This is a genomic window from Tersicoccus sp. Bi-70, assembly GCF_001968825.1.
Classification (GTDB): Bacteria; Actinomycetota; Actinomycetes; order Actinomycetales; family Micrococcaceae; genus Tersicoccus.
Genome location: NZ_MIEU01000002.1, coordinates 248,990 through 264,364, shown reverse-complemented (window position 1 = coordinate 264,364; position 15,375 = coordinate 248,990). Strand labels below are relative to the sequence as shown.

General features: G+C 73.0%; 15 protein-coding genes. 6 read left to right on the top strand and 9 right to left on the bottom strand.

What is annotated here, in order from left to right:
- The first annotated feature begins 16 nt into the window (after positions 1–16).
- From BGP79_RS01375 to BGP79_RS01355, 5 genes are all read left to right on the top strand, one after another.
- Entirely contained in the window at positions 17–1,369 is a 1,353-nt protein-coding gene (locus BGP79_RS01375) for a CdaR family transcriptional regulator (protein ID WP_083701449.1), read from the top strand.
- 77 nt (positions 1,370–1,446) lie between these two features.
- Positions 1,447–2,400: an ACP S-malonyltransferase gene (locus BGP79_RS01370; RefSeq protein WP_076693270.1), complete on the top strand. Its 954-nt coding sequence runs from the start codon at positions 1,447–1,449 to the stop codon at positions 2,398–2,400.
- The gene (locus BGP79_RS01365) at positions 2,397–3,452 is read left to right on the top strand and encodes a beta-ketoacyl-ACP synthase III (protein ID WP_076692876.1); all 1,056 of its coding nucleotides are present in this window, start codon (positions 2,397–2,399) and stop codon (positions 3,450–3,452) included. Before BGP79_RS01370 ends, BGP79_RS01365 begins: the two co-directional genes overlap by 4 nt.
- Before the next feature lie 143 nt (positions 3,453–3,595).
- Positions 3,596–3,844: an acyl carrier protein gene (locus BGP79_RS01360; protein WP_076692875.1), complete on the top strand. Its 249-nt coding sequence runs from the start codon at positions 3,596–3,598 to the stop codon at positions 3,842–3,844.
- Positions 3,845–3,926: 82 nt separating this feature from the next.
- The gene (locus BGP79_RS01355; protein ID WP_076692874.1) at positions 3,927–5,162 is read left to right on the top strand and encodes a beta-ketoacyl synthase; all 1,236 of its coding nucleotides are present in this window, start codon (positions 3,927–3,929) and stop codon (positions 5,160–5,162) included.
- Between the two features lie 213 nt (positions 5,163–5,375).
- On the opposite strand, the gene BGP79_RS01350 is transcribed toward BGP79_RS01355, so the two are convergent.
- The 5 genes from BGP79_RS01350 to BGP79_RS01330 all read right to left on the bottom strand — a co-directional run bounded on the left by BGP79_RS01350 (position 5,376) and on the right by BGP79_RS01330 (position 10,722).
- Positions 5,376–5,879: a DUF3145 domain-containing protein gene (locus BGP79_RS01350; protein ID WP_076692873.1), complete on the bottom strand. Its 504-nt coding sequence runs from the start codon at positions 5,877–5,879 to the stop codon at positions 5,376–5,378.
- A gap of 215 nt (positions 5,880–6,094) precedes the next feature.
- The gene (locus tag BGP79_RS01345) at positions 6,095–7,117 is read right to left on the bottom strand and encodes a tyrosine recombinase XerC (RefSeq protein WP_233121005.1); all 1,023 of its coding nucleotides are present in this window, start codon (positions 7,115–7,117) and stop codon (positions 6,095–6,097) included.
- Positions 7,110–8,822, bottom strand: a complete 1,713-nt coding sequence (locus BGP79_RS01340) for a DNA-processing protein DprA (protein WP_369800139.1) — start codon at positions 8,820–8,822, stop codon at positions 7,110–7,112. Before BGP79_RS01340 ends, BGP79_RS01345 begins: the two co-directional genes overlap by 8 nt.
- Positions 8,819–10,354 (bottom strand): YifB family Mg chelatase-like AAA ATPase, encoded by a 1,536-nt coding sequence (locus BGP79_RS01335; protein ID WP_076692872.1) that lies wholly within the window; start codon positions 10,352–10,354, stop codon positions 8,819–8,821. The genes BGP79_RS01340 and BGP79_RS01335 overlap by 4 nt, the downstream gene beginning before the upstream one ends.
- Positions 10,354–10,722, bottom strand: coding sequence for a YraN family protein (locus BGP79_RS01330; protein WP_076692871.1), 369 nt, complete (start codon positions 10,720–10,722; stop codon positions 10,354–10,356). The genes BGP79_RS01335 and BGP79_RS01330 overlap by 1 nt, the downstream gene beginning before the upstream one ends.
- A gap of 323 nt (positions 10,723–11,045) precedes the next feature.
- Between BGP79_RS01330 and BGP79_RS01325 the strand changes: the two genes are divergently transcribed.
- Positions 11,046–12,125 carry an LLM class flavin-dependent oxidoreductase gene (locus BGP79_RS01325; protein WP_233121004.1) on the top strand — a complete coding sequence of 360 codons (1,080 nt, stop codon included), beginning with the start codon at positions 11,046–11,048 and terminating at the stop codon, positions 12,123–12,125.
- 39 nt (positions 12,126–12,164) lie between these two features.
- On the opposite strand, the gene BGP79_RS01320 is transcribed toward BGP79_RS01325, so the two are convergent.
- The 4 genes from BGP79_RS01320 to lepB all read right to left on the bottom strand — a co-directional run bounded on the left by BGP79_RS01320 (position 12,165) and on the right by lepB (position 15,373).
- On the bottom strand, positions 12,165–13,127 hold the full coding sequence (locus BGP79_RS01320) for an alpha/beta hydrolase (protein WP_076692869.1): 963 nt from the start codon (positions 13,125–13,127) through the stop codon (positions 12,165–12,167).
- Positions 13,128–13,192: 65 nt separating this feature from the next.
- A complete protein-coding gene (locus tag BGP79_RS01315) occupies positions 13,193–13,501 on the bottom strand; it encodes a DUF2469 domain-containing protein (RefSeq protein WP_076692868.1) in 309 nt (102 codons plus the stop codon).
- Entirely contained in the window at positions 13,498–14,400 is a 903-nt protein-coding gene (locus tag BGP79_RS01310) for a ribonuclease HII (protein WP_076692867.1), read from the bottom strand. Before BGP79_RS01310 ends, BGP79_RS01315 begins: the two co-directional genes overlap by 4 nt.
- Positions 14,401–14,404: 4 nt before the next feature.
- The gene (lepB, locus tag BGP79_RS01305; protein ID WP_233121003.1) at positions 14,405–15,373 is read right to left on the bottom strand and encodes a signal peptidase I; all 969 of its coding nucleotides are present in this window, start codon (positions 15,371–15,373) and stop codon (positions 14,405–14,407) included.
- Between the last annotated feature and the right edge of the window lie 2 nt (positions 15,374–15,375).

Genomic DNA, 15,375 nt, shown 5'->3' with positions numbered 1-15,375 from the left:
GCCGTATGCTCGGGACATGAGCGTTCAGCAGGGCCAGGCCACCGCCCGCGCCGAGGACACCGATCCGTCGTCGGCCTCGTCGGTGTCGTCGGAGGAGCCGGCTGCCGGACCGACGCCGGAGGCTCAGTCGCCAGAGACGCCGGAGACGGCGTCGGAGTCGGCGTCGGAGGCCGCGGAGCGCGCCCGGACCCTCGAGGCCCTGCGCTCGAACATCGGCAGCCTGTCCACCGTGACCCTGCGTCGCCTCGACTCCGCGCTGCCCTGGTACCGGCACCTGCGCCCGGACGAGCGCTCCGCCCTCGGCCTGGTCGCCCAGAAGGGCATCGCGTCCTTCGTCACCTGGTACGAGAAGCCCGGCAACCCGGCGTGGGTGATGTCCGACGTGTTCGGCACCGCTCCGACCGAGCTGACCCGGTCGATCAGCCTGCAGAAGGCCCTGCAGCTGATCCGCATCGTCGTCGACACCGTCGAGCAGCGGGTTCCGGACCTGGCGGCCGAGCCCGAACAGCCGGCCCTGCGCGAGGCGGTGCTGCGCTACTCGCGGGAGGTCGCGTTCGCCGCGGCCGACGTCTACGCCCGGGCCGCCGAGACCCGCGGCTCCTGGGACACGCGGCTGGAGGCCCTCGTCGTCGACGGCATCCTGCGCGGGGAGAGCCCCGACTCGCTGCGCTCCCGCATCGCGGCGCTGGGCTGGAGCAGCAAGGCGGAAGTCACGGTCGTCGTCGGCGCCGCACCCCCCGACCCTCACCCCGCGTACCTCTCCGGCCTGCGCCGGACCACCAAACGGCTGGCCGAGGACACGCTCGTCGGGATCCAGAGCGACCGGCTCCTGCTCCTGCTCGGCGGGCTGCGGGACCGGGAGACCGCCCTCGTCAAGCTCGCCCCCGTCTTCGGGGACGGCCCGATCGTGCACGCGGGCCCCGCCGCCTCCCTGGTGGACGCCGGTCCCGCGGCGCAGGCCGCGTTCTCCGGCCTGGCAGCAGCGCGGGCGTGGCCGGATGCACCGCGGCCGGTGGCCGCCGACGACCTGTGGCCCGAGCGGCTGATGGCCGGCGACGACGCCGCCCGGCGCGCCCTGGTGCGCGCCATCTACCGCCCGCTGACCAGCTCCTCGAACGGGCTGCTGGAGACCCTCTCGGCCTACCTGGGGCTCGGCCACTCGCTCGAGGCGACCGCCCGCAGCCTGTTCGTCCACACCAACACCGTGCGGTACCGGCTGCGCAAGGTGACCGACGTGACCGGCTGGGATCCGCTCGTCCCCCGCGAGGCGTTCGTGCTGCAGACCGCCCTCGTGGCTGGCCGGCTGGATGCCGGCGTCGGCGGTGCCGACGCCGCCGCCCCCAGGTCCGCGGATCGCGCCGTCTTGTAGGTTTCCTACAAGACGGGTGCGCGACGTTGGTGCCTCGAATCCGGCGGTGGACCCGGAGCTGGTGAAAGGGTGGAATGGTGCTTGCGATCGTCTGCCCTGGACAGGGCTCCCAGACCCCGGGCTTCCTCTCGCCGTGGCTCGAACTCGACGGAGCCGAACCGCTGCTGCGGGCCCTGAGCGATGCCACCGGCATCGATCTCGTCGCCCACGGGACCGTCTCGGACGCCGAGACCATCAAGGACACCGCCGTCGCCCAGCCGCTCATCGTGGCGGCCGGCCTCGTCGGTGCGCGCGCTCTCTTCGGTGAGAGCGGCGTTCCCGACGGCGTCGTCCTGGCCGGCCACTCCGTCGGCGAGATCACGGCCGCCGTGCTCGCCGGTGCCCTGACCGAGGCCGACGGCATGGCCTTCGTGAAGGAACGCTCCACCGCCATGGCCCGTGCGGCCGCCGCCGAGCCCACCGGGATGGCCGCCGTCGTCGGCGGCGTCGAGGACGAGGTGCTCGCCGCGATCGAGGCGGCCGGGCTGACCCCGGCGAACATGAACGGCGGCGGGCAGATCGTCGCCGCCGGCACGCTGCCCCAGCTCGATGCGCTGGTCGCTGCCCCGCCGGCCCGCGCCCGCGTCATCCCGCTGAAGGTCGCCGGCGCGTTCCACACCGCCCACATGCAGCCGGCGGTCGCCGCCCTCGAGGGCCTGGCGCCCTCCCTGCACCCCACCGCCCCCACGCGCACGCTGCTGTCCAACCGGGACGGCACGCCGGTCACCAGCGGCGACGCGACACTCGCGGCCCTGATCGGCCAGGTCTCCCGCCCCGTCCGCTGGGACGCCTGCATGCAGACGCTCGCCGAGGCCGGCGTCACCGGTCTGCTCGAGCTGCCGCCGGCCGGTACCCTGACCGGACTGGCCAAGCGCGGCCTGCGCGGGGTCGCCAGCTTCGCCCTCTCGACCCCGGACGACCTGCCGGCCGCCCGCGACTTCGTGGCCGCCCGTGCGGCGACCGCGGCCCCGACGAATGAAGGACAGGCGTGAGCCCGACTCTGCAGCAGTCCCCCACCCGTGAGCACGCGCGGATCCTCGGCATCGGCGCGTTCCGGCCCGACCAGATCGTCACCAACGAGGACGTCTGTCAGTGGATCGACTCCTCGGACGAGTGGATTCGCAAGCGCACGGGCATCATCACGCGGCACCGCGCCGGTGAGCACACGTCGATCCTCGACATGGCGCTCGGCGCCGCGCAGGAGGCGCTGCGCTCGGCCGACCTGACCGGCGACGACATCGACGCCGTCATCGTCGCGACCGTGACCCACCCCTACGCCACGCCGTCGCTGGCGGCGCAGTTGACCGACCGGATCGGTGCCACGCCGGCCCCCGCGTACGACGTCTCCGCGGCCTGCGCCGGGTACTGCTACGGCATCGCCCAGGCCGACGCCCTCGTCCGCTCCGGTGCGGCCGACCACGTTCTCGTCGTCGGCGTCGAGAAGCTCTCCGACGTCATCGACAACCACGAGCGGACGATCTCGTTCCTGCTCGGGGACGGCGCGGGCGCCGTCGTCGTCGGACCCTCGGACGTGCCCGGCATCGGCCCGTCCATCTGGGGATCCGACGGTTCCCACTGGGACACCATCGGCATGACCCACTCGCTGCTCGAGGTCAAGGCGCTCTCCGCGGCCGCGCAGAACGACGCCGAGGGCGCCGTCACCGCGCTCGAGACGGAGGCCCAGCTGTGGCCCACGCTGCGCCAGGACGGCCAGACCGTGTTCCGCTGGGCCGTCTGGGAGATGGCGAAGGTGGCCAAGCAGGCGCTCGAGGCCGCCGGCATCACGGCGGACGACCTGGCCGCGTTCGTGCCGCACCAGGCGAACATGCGGATCATCGACGAGATGGCCAAGCAGCTCAAGCTGCCCGAGTCCGTCGTCATCGCGCGTGACATCGCCGAGTCCGGCAACACCTCGGCCGCATCGATCCCCCTGGCCACGCACCGGCTGCTGGCCGAGAACCCGGAGCTGCACGGCGGTCTGTCGCTGCAGATCGGCTTCGGCGCCGGCCTCGTGTTCGGCGCGCAGGTCGTGGTCCTCCCCTGAGTGCCTTCCGGGGCTGAACCGACCGTCGTAGGTTGGGGGCAGTCCCGCACCCGACCGGGGACGACCCCACAGATCGCGGAGCGCTACCGAGTGCTCCGGACACCGAACCGCCGTCCGGCGGTCACAGAAGATAAGGAGCCGTCATGGCGAGCAAAGAAGAGATCCTGACCGGCCTGGCCGAGATCGTCAACGAGGAGACCGGCCTGGCTCCCGACGCGGTGCAGCTGGACAAGTCCTTCACGGACGACCTGGACATCGACTCCATCTCGATGATGACCATCGTGGTCAACGCCGAGGAGAAGTTCGGCGTGCGCATCCCCGACGAAGAGGTCAAGAACCTCAAGACCGTCGGTGACGCCGTCGACTACATCGCCACCGCGCAGGAGTCCTGACCTGCACCACACCGGTCAGCGGCACTGACGCCGACCGGTGCCCGTCTCGACCGCCGCTCCCGCGGCGCGGAAAGTGTGGAACATGACACGCAAAGTGGTCATCACCGGGCTCGGCGCCACGACGCCGATCGGCGGTGACGTGCCGACCTTCTGGCGGAACGCCCTCGCCGGAACCTCGGGTGCGGCAACGCTGGAGGACGACTGGGTCGAGAAGTACCAGCTGCCCACCACCTTCGCGTGCCGGGTCTCGAACCCCGCGGCCGAGGTGCTGTCCCGCGTCGAGATGAAGCGGATGGACCCATCGACGCAGTTCGGCGTCGTCGCCGCCCGGGAGGCCTGGGCGGACGCCGGCATCGAGGACATGGACAAGGATCGCCTCGGCGTCGCGTTCGCGACCGGCATCGGCGGCGTCTGGACCCTGCTGGACGCGTGGGACACCCTGCGCGAGCGCGGGCCTCGGCGCGTGCTGCCGATGACGGTGCCGATGCTCATGCCGAACGGGGTGGCGGCGGCCGTCAGCCTCGACCTGGAGGCCCGCGCCGCGGCGCACACCCCGGTCTCGGCGTGCGCGTCGGGCACCGAGGCGCTCGAACTCGGGCTGGAGATGATCCGCTCCGGCCGGGCCGACGTCGTCGTCGCCGGCGGCGCGGAGGCGGCCATCCACCCGCTGCCGATCGCGGCGTTCTCCTCGATGCAGGCCCTGTCCCGCCGCAACGACGACCCGCAGGCGGCCTCGCGCCCCTACGACGTCGACCGGGACGGCTTCGTCATGGGTGAGGGCGCCGGCGCTCTCGTGCTCGAGGCCGAGGAGTTCGCCAAGGCCCGCGGCGCGCACATCTACGCGGAGCTGGCCGGTGCCGCGGTGACGGCCGACGCGCACCACATCACCGCCCCGGACCCGGTGGGTCAGGGCGCGATCCGGGCGCTGAAGGCCGCGATGTACGACGCGCGGGTCAGCCCGGCCGACGTGGTGCACGTCAATGCCCACGCGACGTCCACCCCGGTGGGCGACGCGCCGGAGTACACGGCGCTGCTGGAGGCACTGGGCTCGAGCCTGGACGACGTGGCGGTGTCCGCGACCAAGTCGCAGACCGGTCACCTGCTCGGCGCGTCCGGGGCGATCGAGGCGGTGCTGACGGTGCTCGCCGTGCGTGAGCGCAAGGCGCCGGCGACGATCAACCTGGACCACCAGGATCCGGCCATCCCGCTGAACGTCGTCACGACCGCACGGGACCTGCCGGCCGGTGACGTGGTGGCGATGAGCAATTCGTTCGGTTTCGGCGGCCACAACGCCGTCGCGGTGTTCCGCAACGCCTGACCGTTCTCCTGGCGCCCTCGGGCGTCGACGGGCCTCGCCCGGCACGCGAAAGGGTCCCGCTCCCCTCGGGGGGCGGGACCCTTTCGCCATTCATGACCCGGTGTTCGTACGACGTCGTCCCGGACGCGGGAGGTGCCGGCTCGTCGACGGATGTCCCGAGGGACCCCGCGGGGGCCGATGGGAATCCGTGACGAGCCTGCGGTGGAAAGAGTGTCAGCCGACGCGGTGCAACCAGCGCACCGGGGCGCCCTCGGCCGCGTGGCGGAAGGGCTCGAGTTCCTCGTCCCAGGCCTCGCCGAGGGCGAGAGAGAGCTCCTGGTAGACGGCGCTCGGGTCACCCGCACCGGTCTCGTACGCGTAGCGGATCCGGTCCTCGGAGACCATGATGTTGCCGTGCACGTCGGTGGTGGCGTGGAAGATCCCCAGTTCAGGGGTGTGCGACCAGCGACCACCGTCGGTGCCGGCGCTCGGCTCCTCGGTGATCTCGTAGCGCAGGTGCGCCCAACCGCGCAGAGCGGACGCCAGAACGGCACCGGTGCCCTGCGCTCCGGCCCACGCCAGCTCCGCCCGGAACATGCCGGGTGCAGCGGGCTGAGCGGTCCAGGCCAGGTCCGTCCTCTGGTCGACGACGGAACCGATGGCCCACTCCACATGCGGACACAGCGCCGCAGGCGCCGAGTGCACAAAAAGAACACCTCGGGTCAGTACGTCACTCATTCCATCCTCCGATTGCTGTAGGGACGTCTTCCCCAACGACCTTCAGCACGGTGGACACGCGAGTTCTGAACCAGGTGGAACCACGAGCGGCAAGACCTACCTTCAACCCGTGGTCGAATCTTCAGTTGTCACAGTCATTGTGCACTATCGGCACATGTTGCGCCACTGTAATTACTGCGGCGTACTTTTCTTCGAAACCCGTCAGCTCGCGGTATTCAGGCACGGGGGTGCGCCTGGCGGTAGCTCGTCCGTAGCCGCTCGACCGAGACGTGCGTGTAGATCTGGGTGGTCGCGAGCGAGGAGTGACCGAGCAGTTCCTGCACGGCGCGCAGGTCCGCCCCGCCGTCGAGCAGGTGGGTGGCCGCCGTGTGGCGCAGGGCGTGGGGACCGGCGGAGGGACCACGGCCGTCCGGCGCGGTGGTGGCGCGGTGGACGACGTCGCGGACCCGGCGCTGGTCGAGGCGCCCACCTCGCTGCCCGAGGAAGAGCGCCGCCCCGGAGGCGTCGGTGGCGAGGGCCGGACGGGCGAGGGAGAGCCAGGCGTCGAGCGCTCGCGCGGCGGGGATGCCGAATGGCACGGTGCGTTCCTTGTTGCCCTTGCCGAGGACCCGCACGGTGCGCCGGTCGGCGTCGACGTCGTCGACGTCCAGGGCCGTCAGCTCCCCTACCCGGACGCCGGTCGCGTAGAGCAGTTCGAGGATGGCGGTGTCGCGGATGGTGGCGGGGTCCTCCGGCGTGACGGCCTCGGCGGCCCGGGTCAGGGCGGCCGTCATCTGCGGCTGGCGCAGCACGGACGGCAGGGTCCGATCCCGGCGCGGCGCGTGCAACCGGACGGAGGGGTCGATCTCGACCAGACCGTCGCGGACCGCCCAGCGGAAGAACGTCCGCACGGCCGCGGCACGACGAGCCAGGCTGGACCGCGCTGTCCCGGTCGCCGTCTGGGCGCCGAGCCAGCTGCGCAGCAGACCCAGGTCGACGACGTCCAGCCCGTCGGCCCCTTCACGCGCGGCATGGGCGAACAGGGAGGCAAGATCGCTGCGGTATGCGCGCACCGTGTGCACCGATCGACCGCGTTCGAGCGCGAGGTGCCGGGCGAAGGCGTCGACGGCGGCCTCGGCCCACGGCGGAGTCGCCGGGGACTCTGCGGTGGTGCGCTGGCGTTCCGTCACCCCTTCACTGTCGTCCATGATGCGACCGCTGCCCCGCAGGCCACGCGGATCCACGGCGATGTCAGCCACGCACGGGATGTCCTTTCCGCCACCCGTCCCCGGCCGCCACGGCCAGGCCGCGCAGGGACAGGCGACCCAGACCCGCCCGCACCAGGGGCTCGCTCAAGCCGGCCACCGAGGCGAGACCGGCGGTGGTGGCGCCGCGGCGAACGGGCAGCGCGTCGAAGAGGATGAGGTCCTGCGGACTGAGACCGTCGTGGGCAGCCGGACGCGCCGTTCGCACCGATGCCTCTCGTGATCCGCGGTCACCGGTTCTGCTGCCGCCCCTACTGCCGCTCGGGGCGCCGACCGCGTCCGGCCGCGACGGTGCGGCGGTCGATGCGGTGTCCCGCCGCCCCGACGGTTGGCCCGTCACCCGGTAGGGCGCGAGCAGGGCGAGGACGTCGTCGACATCGGTGACGCAGACCGCCTCGCTCTCCCGGAGCAACCGGTGGCAGCCGGCCGATGTCGACGCGTGCACCGACCCTGGGACGGCTCCGACCTCCCGGCCCAGGCCTGCCGCGTGGTGCGCGGTGTTCAGCGCCCCGGATCGCCACCGTGCCTCGACCACCACGGTCGCCCCGCTCAGTGCCGCGATCAACCGGTTGCGCTGCAGGAATCGCCAGCGCGTGGGCGAGGAGCCGGGCGGCACCTCGGCCAGCAGGCAGCCGTCCGCCATCACGGCGCGCAGGAGGGACTCGTGGGCGGCCGGGTAGAAACGGTCCACCCCGCACGCCATCACGGCGACCGTCGGCAGGGTGGACGCACGGGTCACCGCGTCCACCGCATCCTGCGGCTCATCGACGCCTCCGCCGTGGGTTGCCGGCACCCGGGCCCGACTAGGCGGAGCCGGGTGGGCCGTCTCCCGCTGATGGGCTGCGAGCGCACCCCGGTGCGCCTGCGCGTCGATACCGAAGGCACCGCCCGAGACCACGGTGCAGCCGGCGAGCACGAGCCCGTGAGCGAGGTCGGCGCTGACCGACTCGCCGTAGGCGGTGCTGTCCCGCGCTCCGACGACGGCCACCGCGCGGGACGACGCCGGCAGCGCCGACGGCGGCTGCCCGCGTCCCCAGAGACACAGCGGGGCCTCGGGGCCGAGGTCGGTCAGGGACACCGGCCACGCGTCGTCCTCGGGCGTCAGCAGCCAGCCGCCGAGCCGGGCGAGCACGGCCACGTCGCGCTCGGGCGCCAGGGTCCGCACCCGCGCCGCCCACCGTTCGATCGCCGCCGCCACCATCGCCGGGCCGCCGTCGTCCCGGCCGAGCTCCTCGGCCACGGCCCGCTCGAGCCGTGCGCCGGACCGCACAGTGCCGGTCGCCACCCGCAGGGCATCCACCGGCCCGGCGACGGTGATCAGGGCCGCCGCGACCGCGTCCTGCGGCTCGGCCAGGCGCGAGAACGCGGCGCGGGCCAGCCGGCTCGCCTCACGGGAACGGGCGCCTGCGGCGCGCGGAGCCGACTCAGCAGCATCGGCGCGTGAGCCGCCCGCGACCTCACGGGTGCTGGTCGAGAGGTCCTCGGCCGGCAGGGCAGACGCAGCACACGCAGCCCCGTCCCTCGCCTCGACGCGGGCCGGACCCGGGACGGCATGGGGATCACCCGCCATGCGGGTCCCCGCCTGCGTGCCGATCGGGACGAGAGCCGCGCAGGAGTCGTCCGCAACGCCGCTCTCGATCGCAGCGCCGGAGACATCGCTGCGGTTCTCCTCCTGCGCACCGATCGCTTCCCCGCTCACGCGACGGCCCGCCGTTCCCGGAACATCAGGGCCTGCCCGACGTCGTCGGCGTCGGGCACGGTGTGAGCGGCCAGGTCCGCGAGCGTCCAGGCGAGCCGGAGCACCCGATCGTGTCCGCGCGCCGTCATCAAGGATCGTTCCATCGCCAGTTCCAGCTCCTTCGTCGCCGTCCGTCCGGGGTGCAGCGGCCCGCGCAGCACCCGGCCGGCGATCTCCGCGTTCGTCGTCACGCCGTACGGTTCGAGTCGCTCCCGCTGGACGGATCGCGCAGCAGCGACGCGGGCGGCGACGCACGCACTGCTCTCCGCCGGCTCCGCACTGTTCATCTCGCGCAGGCTGACCCGCGGCACGTCCAGGCGGACGTCGACCCGGTCGAGCACCGGTCCGGACATGCGACTGGCATACCGGCGTCGCTCCAGCGACGTGCACCGGCACTGGCCGCCCTTGACCCCGTCCTGCCCGCACGGGCACGGATTGGCCGCGAGCACGAGCTGGAACCGCGCCGGGTAGTCGGCCGCCCCCGCGGCCCGGTGGACCACGAGCCGTCCGTCCTCGAGCGGTTGCCGGAGGGCGTCCATCACCCGCCGGTCGAACTCGGGCGCCTCGTCGAGGAACAGCACCCCGCGGTGAGCCCGGGTGGCCGCACCCGGGCGGGGCATCCCATTGCCGCCGCCGACCACGGAGACCACCGTCGCCGTGTGGTGTGGGTTCTCGTAGGGAGCTCGCCGGATCAGGTCCAGGCGCGGCGCACCGCGACCGGCCAGCGAGTGGATGGCCGTCACCTCCATCGCCTCGGTATCGGTCAGTGGCGGCAGGATCGTGGGCAACCGTTCGGCCAGCATCGTCTTGCCCGCACCCGGCGGCCCGACCATGAGCAGGTGGTGCGCGCCCGCCGCGGCGACCTCGAGCCCGAATCGGGCATCGGCCTGGCCGGCGACCTCGCTCAGGTCCCGCAGCGGGCCGGTCTCGGCCACCGGCGGCGCTGCCTCCGGTTCGGGCTGGTCCTCCAGGGCGAGTCGCTGCGGGTCGGCACCGAAGTGCAGGGCGACCTGCGCGAGCGTGTTGAAGGCGAGCACCTCCGCCCCGGGCACCAGGGCCGCCTCGTGCTCGTTCCCCCGGGCGACGACGATCCGCCCGAACCCGGCAGCAACGGCGGCCATGACCGCCGGGAGGATCCCAGTGACGGGGCGGAGCCTCCCGTCCAGGCTGAGCTCGGCCAGGAACACGGTGCGCCCGGTCTCGTGCAAGTCCCCGGCGGCGCGCAGGGCCGCGAGACAGATCGCCAGGTCGAACCCGGATCCGCTCTTCGGCAGTGTCGCAGGAATCAAATTGACCGTGAGCTTCCGCCGGCTCAACGGCAACCCGGTGTTCTGCGCCGCCGAACGGATCCGCTCGCGGGCCTCGTGCAACGACGAGTCCGGCAGCCCCAGCAGGACGAAGTTCGGCAGCGTCTGCCCGATGTCCGCCTCGACCTCGACCAGGTGCCCGTTCAGCCCGATCAGGGCCACCGCGAACGCCCGTCCCAGCGACATCAGGCCACCGCCCGCAGGTGCTCGCAGCGCATCCCGTCCGCAGCCGCGCCCACCACGGCGAGCGCGTCCACCCGCACCGGGCCGGCCACCCCGTGATCGCGCGCCCAGAGCCGGATCAGGGCGTGCAGCCGGGCGAGCTTCGCCGCGTCGATGGCCTCCCACGGGTGCCCGAAGTCCAGCGACCGCCGCGTCTTCACCTCGACGCCCACCAGCACCGGGCCGTCCCGTCCGAGCGGGTCCAGCGCCACCAGGTCCAGCTCCCCCGCCGGGCATCGCCAGTTGCGCTCCAGCACCGCCCAGCCCAGCTCGGTCACGTATCGGGCCGCGAAGTCCTCGCCCGCCCGGCCCAGCAGATCCTTCTGTCGCATGCGCCACCTCCGTGACCACCCTCGCGCGCTCGCATCCCCGGCAGCGGGATGGGGACCCGGGTTGTGGACGACGGCGGCCGAGGACGGCCCTGTGGAGGGAGAAGCCGGACGCGCCCCCGGGGGCGGCAGAGGCGCCCGCGTTCCTGTGACGCCTGACGACGCACGGTGACGCCGCATGGCCGCACATGGCGCCGGGAGTCCTCGCGTTGCCCCGTGAGGCCGCGACGATGGCGTCCCACGTCAGCACCCCTCTAGCGTTCCGTGCACCACGTCGAGTCGAGAGGGATCCGATGCCACGCGAGCTTCACTTCAATGGGTTCGAGATGAACACGCCCAGTCACATCAACCACGGACTGTGGACGCACCCCGGCAACCGCCGCCACGAGTACACGGACATCGGGTACTGGCTGGACACCGCACGCCTGCTCGAGCGCGGCCTGTTCGACGCCCTGTTCCTCGCCGACGTCGTCGGTACCTACGACGTCTACGCGGGCAGCCGGGATCCGGCGATCGAACGGGGCATCCAGTCCCCCAACAACGACCCGTTCCTGGTGGTGCCCGCGATGGCCGCCGTGACCGAGCACCTGGGCTTCGCCGTCACCTTCACCACGACGTACGAGCCGCCGTTCGGCAACGCGCGCCGGTCCAGCACCCTCGACCACCTGACCCGGGGCCGGGTGGCCTGGAACGTCGTCACCGGGTACCTGCCCGACGCCGCCCGCAACTACGGGCTCGACGCCGCGGTACGCCACGACGACCGGTACGACCTCGCCGAGGAGTTCCTCGAGGTCTCCTACAAGCTGTGGGAGGGCTCGTGGGAGGACGACGCCGTCGAACGCGACCGCGAGCACCGCCGCTACAGCGACCCGGCGAAGGTGCACGAGATCGGCCACCGCGACACCACCGGCTACCTCGTCCATTTCGGCGGTGGGACGGGCATCGACCTGGCCGCCCACGGCGCCGAGGAGTACATCGAGTACCGCGGCCTCGGGCACGTCGAGTCCTCCGAACGTTCCTTCGCCGACCACCGGACACGGCAGATCATCGACCACTTCGCGAGCCCGGAGCGCAGCTCGTTCCTCGTGATCGGCTCGGTCGAGCAGGTGGCCGACCGGATCGAGGCCATCGCCGAGGAGACCGGCGTCGACGGCTTCAACCTCATCCAGTACCTCTCTCCCGGCACGTTCGAGGACTTCATCGACCTCGTCGTGCCCGAGCTGCAGCGACGCGGCCGCTACCGCACGGCCTACCGCCCCGGGGAGAGCCTTCGCGAGCGCCTCGGCGCCGACGGCGCGCGCCTGCCCGGCACGCACCCGGCCGCAGCCCACCGCCGGCACGCGCCCGCCGGCACCGGGCCAGCGACCGGCGCGGCGGCCGGAGCAGCGACGGCGGCAGTCGGCTGACCCGTCAACCGGTGCACCGCTGACGCGGTGGAGTCGGCGTCAGTGGCCGGGCAGCGGATCGGCCGCCAGCGCTCCCGCCAGCCAGGCGGCGGCGGCGTCGAGGAAGTGACGGGCGACCGGGGTCTGCGCGCCCCAGGACTCGAAACCGTGCGGCGCACCCGGGACGATGAGGACCTCGCACGGCACACCGGCCTCCCGCAGCCGGCGCGCGTAGTCCTCGTCCTCGGCGCGGAAGAGGTCGATGTCGCCGACGCCGATCCACGCGGGCGGCAACCCGTCGAGCCGGTCGCGCCGGGCCGGAACGGCGTAGGGCGGCACGGTCGGCGAGCCGGGCGCGGAGCCGAGCCAGGCACCCCAGCCGTACCGGTTCTGCCGGTTGGTCCACACGCGGTGCCCGATGGCGTCCAGCTCCGTCCGGGCGGCGGTGCGGTCGTCGAGCATGGGACACAGCAGCAACTGGGCGACGGGTCGGTGTTCCGGTGCGGTGTCGTGCAGGCGCTGGACGAGGGCGGCCGCGATGCCGGCACCGGCGCTCTGGCCGCCGACGGCGATACGGCCGGGATCCACGCCGAGCCCGGGAGCGGAGTCGAGGAACCACGACCACACGGCGGCACTGTCGTCGAGTCCCGCCGGGAAGGGGTGCTCGGGAGCCAGCCGGTAGTCGACGGAGGCGATCACCGCTCCGGTCGCCCGCACGAGGCCGGCGCACAGGGCGTCGTCCTGGATCGGCGCGCCGATCACCAGTCCCCCGCCGTGGATCCACATCAGCCCCGGTCGGGCTCCGTCCACCCCGGCCGTCGTCCCCGCCGGTCGGTAGAGCCGCACCCCGACACCGTCGGGAGTCGTCAGCTCCTCGACCCGCACGCCCTCGCCGACGGCGTCACGGGAGAACCGTCGCTGGGCCCCGCGGGTGAGGCGGCGGTACCAGCCGTACTGGAGGGCCAGCGGGGGCAGCCGCCGGACGGGGCCGCGCAGGTCGGGGTGCACACGATCGAGATCCATGCGCCGACGCTACCGTGCCGACCCCGGCGGCGACCGGACGGACGAGCCGGGCCGAGGCCCGGATCTCACTCGGGCAGCTGCAGGTCGTCCGTCTTGGTCAGTTCCTCGACGTTGACGTCCTTGAAGGTGATCACGCGGACCTTCTTGACGAACCGCGCCGAGCGGTACACGTCCCACACCCACGCGTCGGTCAGGGTCAGGTCGAAGTACACCTCGCCGTCGGCGGACCGGGTCTGCAGGTCCACGTTGTTCGCCAGGTAGAAGCGGCGCTCGGTCTCGACGACGTAGCTGAACAGCCCGACGACGTCCCGGTACTCGCGATACAGGGCCAGCTCCATGTCGGTCTCGTAGTTCTCGAGGTCCTCAGCGCTCATGGCTCCATCTTCCCGCACGCCGCCGCGAAGAGCGCAGCCGCCGGTGCGTCGGCGTCATCCGCGACGGGGCGACCGGTGCGCGTGGGCTGCCCGACGGACGGCCCCGGCCGCAGGTCGACGGCGTCGGCGTCGGTGTCGGGCTCGGCGTCGGCGGGAACGGCCATCTCCCCCGGCAGGGACCCGAGCCGCCAGGTCCGGCGGTGCAGGTCGCTGGGGCCCACGGCGTCGATCGCGGCCCGGTGGGACGGTGTCGCGTACCCCTTGTTGATCTCCCAGCCGAAGTCCGGGTACCGCTCGGCGGCCTCGATCATCAGCAGATCCCGCTCGACCTTGGCGATCACCGAGGCGGCCGCGACGCTGGTGCACGTCAGGTCGGCCTTGATCCGGGTGAGGACGGTCGGGTCGGCGGCGGCGACCGCGGTGGACCCGTGCGGGCGGGGCGGCACGCCCGCACGGTCGTCGGGCTCGTCGTCGTCCATGAGCGCGTCCAGCAGCGTCGGCTCCGGGCGACGGAGCCAGTTGTAGTTGCCGTCCATCAGCACCAGGTCGGGCACGATGCCGGCGTCGGCGAGGCGGCGCAGGGCGCGCAGTCCGGCGAGCCGCAACGCGTGGGTGAGTCCGACGGCGTCCACCTCGGCCGCGGACGCCATGCCGACCGCACTGCCGACAGCCCAGCGACGGATCCGCGGCACCAGCTCGACCCGCCGCTGGTGGGTGAGCAGCTTGCTGTCCGCGACGCCGGTGAGGGCACGCTGGGTGTGCGCGTCGATCACGACGACGCCCGCCGCGACGGGTCCGGCGAGGGCACCACGGCCCACTTCGTCGATCCCGGCGACGAGCCGGCAGGCGGGTCCGGCGAGGGACCGCTCGACCCGCAGGCTGGGACGCTTCACCACCATGCGGTCACTGCCCGGACGCCGTCACCGTCGGCCGGGGGCTGGCGGAGGAGGTCGGGGTGGGAATGTCGGCGAACACGTCCTGCTCGTTCTGCAGCACGCGCATGCGGTTCAGCGGCCAGGCGATCACGGTGGCGGTGCCCTCGACGTCGCCGATGCTGACGAAGGGCTCGGCGCTGGGCTGGGCGGCGGAGGGGACGTGGGCGCGCGAATCGGCGGAATTGTCGCGGTGATCGCCCATCACCCAGAGCTTGCCCTCCGGGACCACGATGTCGAACTTCGTGTCCGACGGCGCGGAGCCGGGGTTGAGGTACGGCTCGGTGATCGACTTCCCGTTGACGGTCAGCCGCCCCTGGGTGTCGCAGCAGGTCACGTGGTCGCCGGGCATGCCGATGACGCGCTTGACGAGGTGCTGCTGCGAGTCGTCCGGCGCGAGGCCGAGGAAGACGAGCACGTCCGTCAGGGCGCTGCGGGCGCCGCCGCGGGCGATCGGCTCGCTCTGCAGCCACCCGTTGCTGTCCTTGAAGACGATGATGTCGCCGCGGTGCAGTTCGGCCACCTTCGGCACCAGGAGGTTGACGAAGATGCGGTCGTCGACCTGCAGCGTCTGCTCCATGGACTGCGACGGGATGAAGTAGGCCCGGAACAGGAAGGTCTTGATCAGGAACGAGAGCACGAGGGCGACGACGACGATGCCGGCCACCTCGCGGGCGAACGAGGCGCCACCGCTCAGCGCCGTCCCGTCCGAACGGCGGCCGGCCAGGAGATGACGCACCCGCTGGGCCCCGGTGGGGCGGGCGCCGGTGGGCCGCTCCGCGGCCGCGGCGGCGTCCTCACCCGATTCCGAGCGCCCGGTGTCGGCGCGGTCGCCGCCGGTGTGCCGGCCACGGGGCCGGAGATCGGCGGAGCCGTGGTCTCGACCGTCGGTGGATCCCGGGACCTGCGGCTGTTCGTTCTCGCTGTCGTTACTGCTCACTC

Bases quoted from the DNA above. Each gene is read 5' to 3' on its own strand.
- BGP79_RS01375 (WP_083701449.1), top strand. From the start codon at position 17: ATGAGCGTTCAGCAGGGCCAGGCCACCGCCCGCGCCGAGGACACCGAT.
- BGP79_RS01360 (WP_076692875.1), top strand. From the start codon at position 3,596: ATGGCGAGCAAAGAAGAGATCCTGACCGGCCTGGCCGAGATCGTCAAC.
- BGP79_RS01355 (WP_076692874.1), top strand. From the start codon at position 3,927: ATGACACGCAAAGTGGTCATCACCGGGCTCGGCGCCACGACGCCGATC.
- BGP79_RS01350 (WP_076692873.1), bottom strand. From the start codon at position 5,879: ATGAGTGACGTACTGACCCGAGGTGTTCTTTTTGTGCACTCGGCGCCT.
- BGP79_RS01335 (WP_076692872.1), bottom strand. From the start codon at position 10,354: ATGTCGCTGGGACGGGCGTTCGCGGTGGCCCTGATCGGGCTGAACGGG.
- BGP79_RS01330 (WP_076692871.1), bottom strand. From the start codon at position 10,722: ATGCGACAGAAGGATCTGCTGGGCCGGGCGGGCGAGGACTTCGCGGCC.
- BGP79_RS01325 (WP_233121004.1), top strand. From the start codon at position 11,046: ATGAACACGCCCAGTCACATCAACCACGGACTGTGGACGCACCCCGGC.
- BGP79_RS01320 (WP_076692869.1), bottom strand. From the start codon at position 13,127: ATGGATCTCGATCGTGTGCACCCCGACCTGCGCGGCCCCGTCCGGCGG.
- BGP79_RS01315 (WP_076692868.1), bottom strand. From the start codon at position 13,501: ATGAGCGCTGAGGACCTCGAGAACTACGAGACCGACATGGAGCTGGCC.
- BGP79_RS01310 (WP_076692867.1), bottom strand. From the start codon at position 14,400: ATGGTGGTGAAGCGTCCCAGCCTGCGGGTCGAGCGGTCCCTCGCCGGA.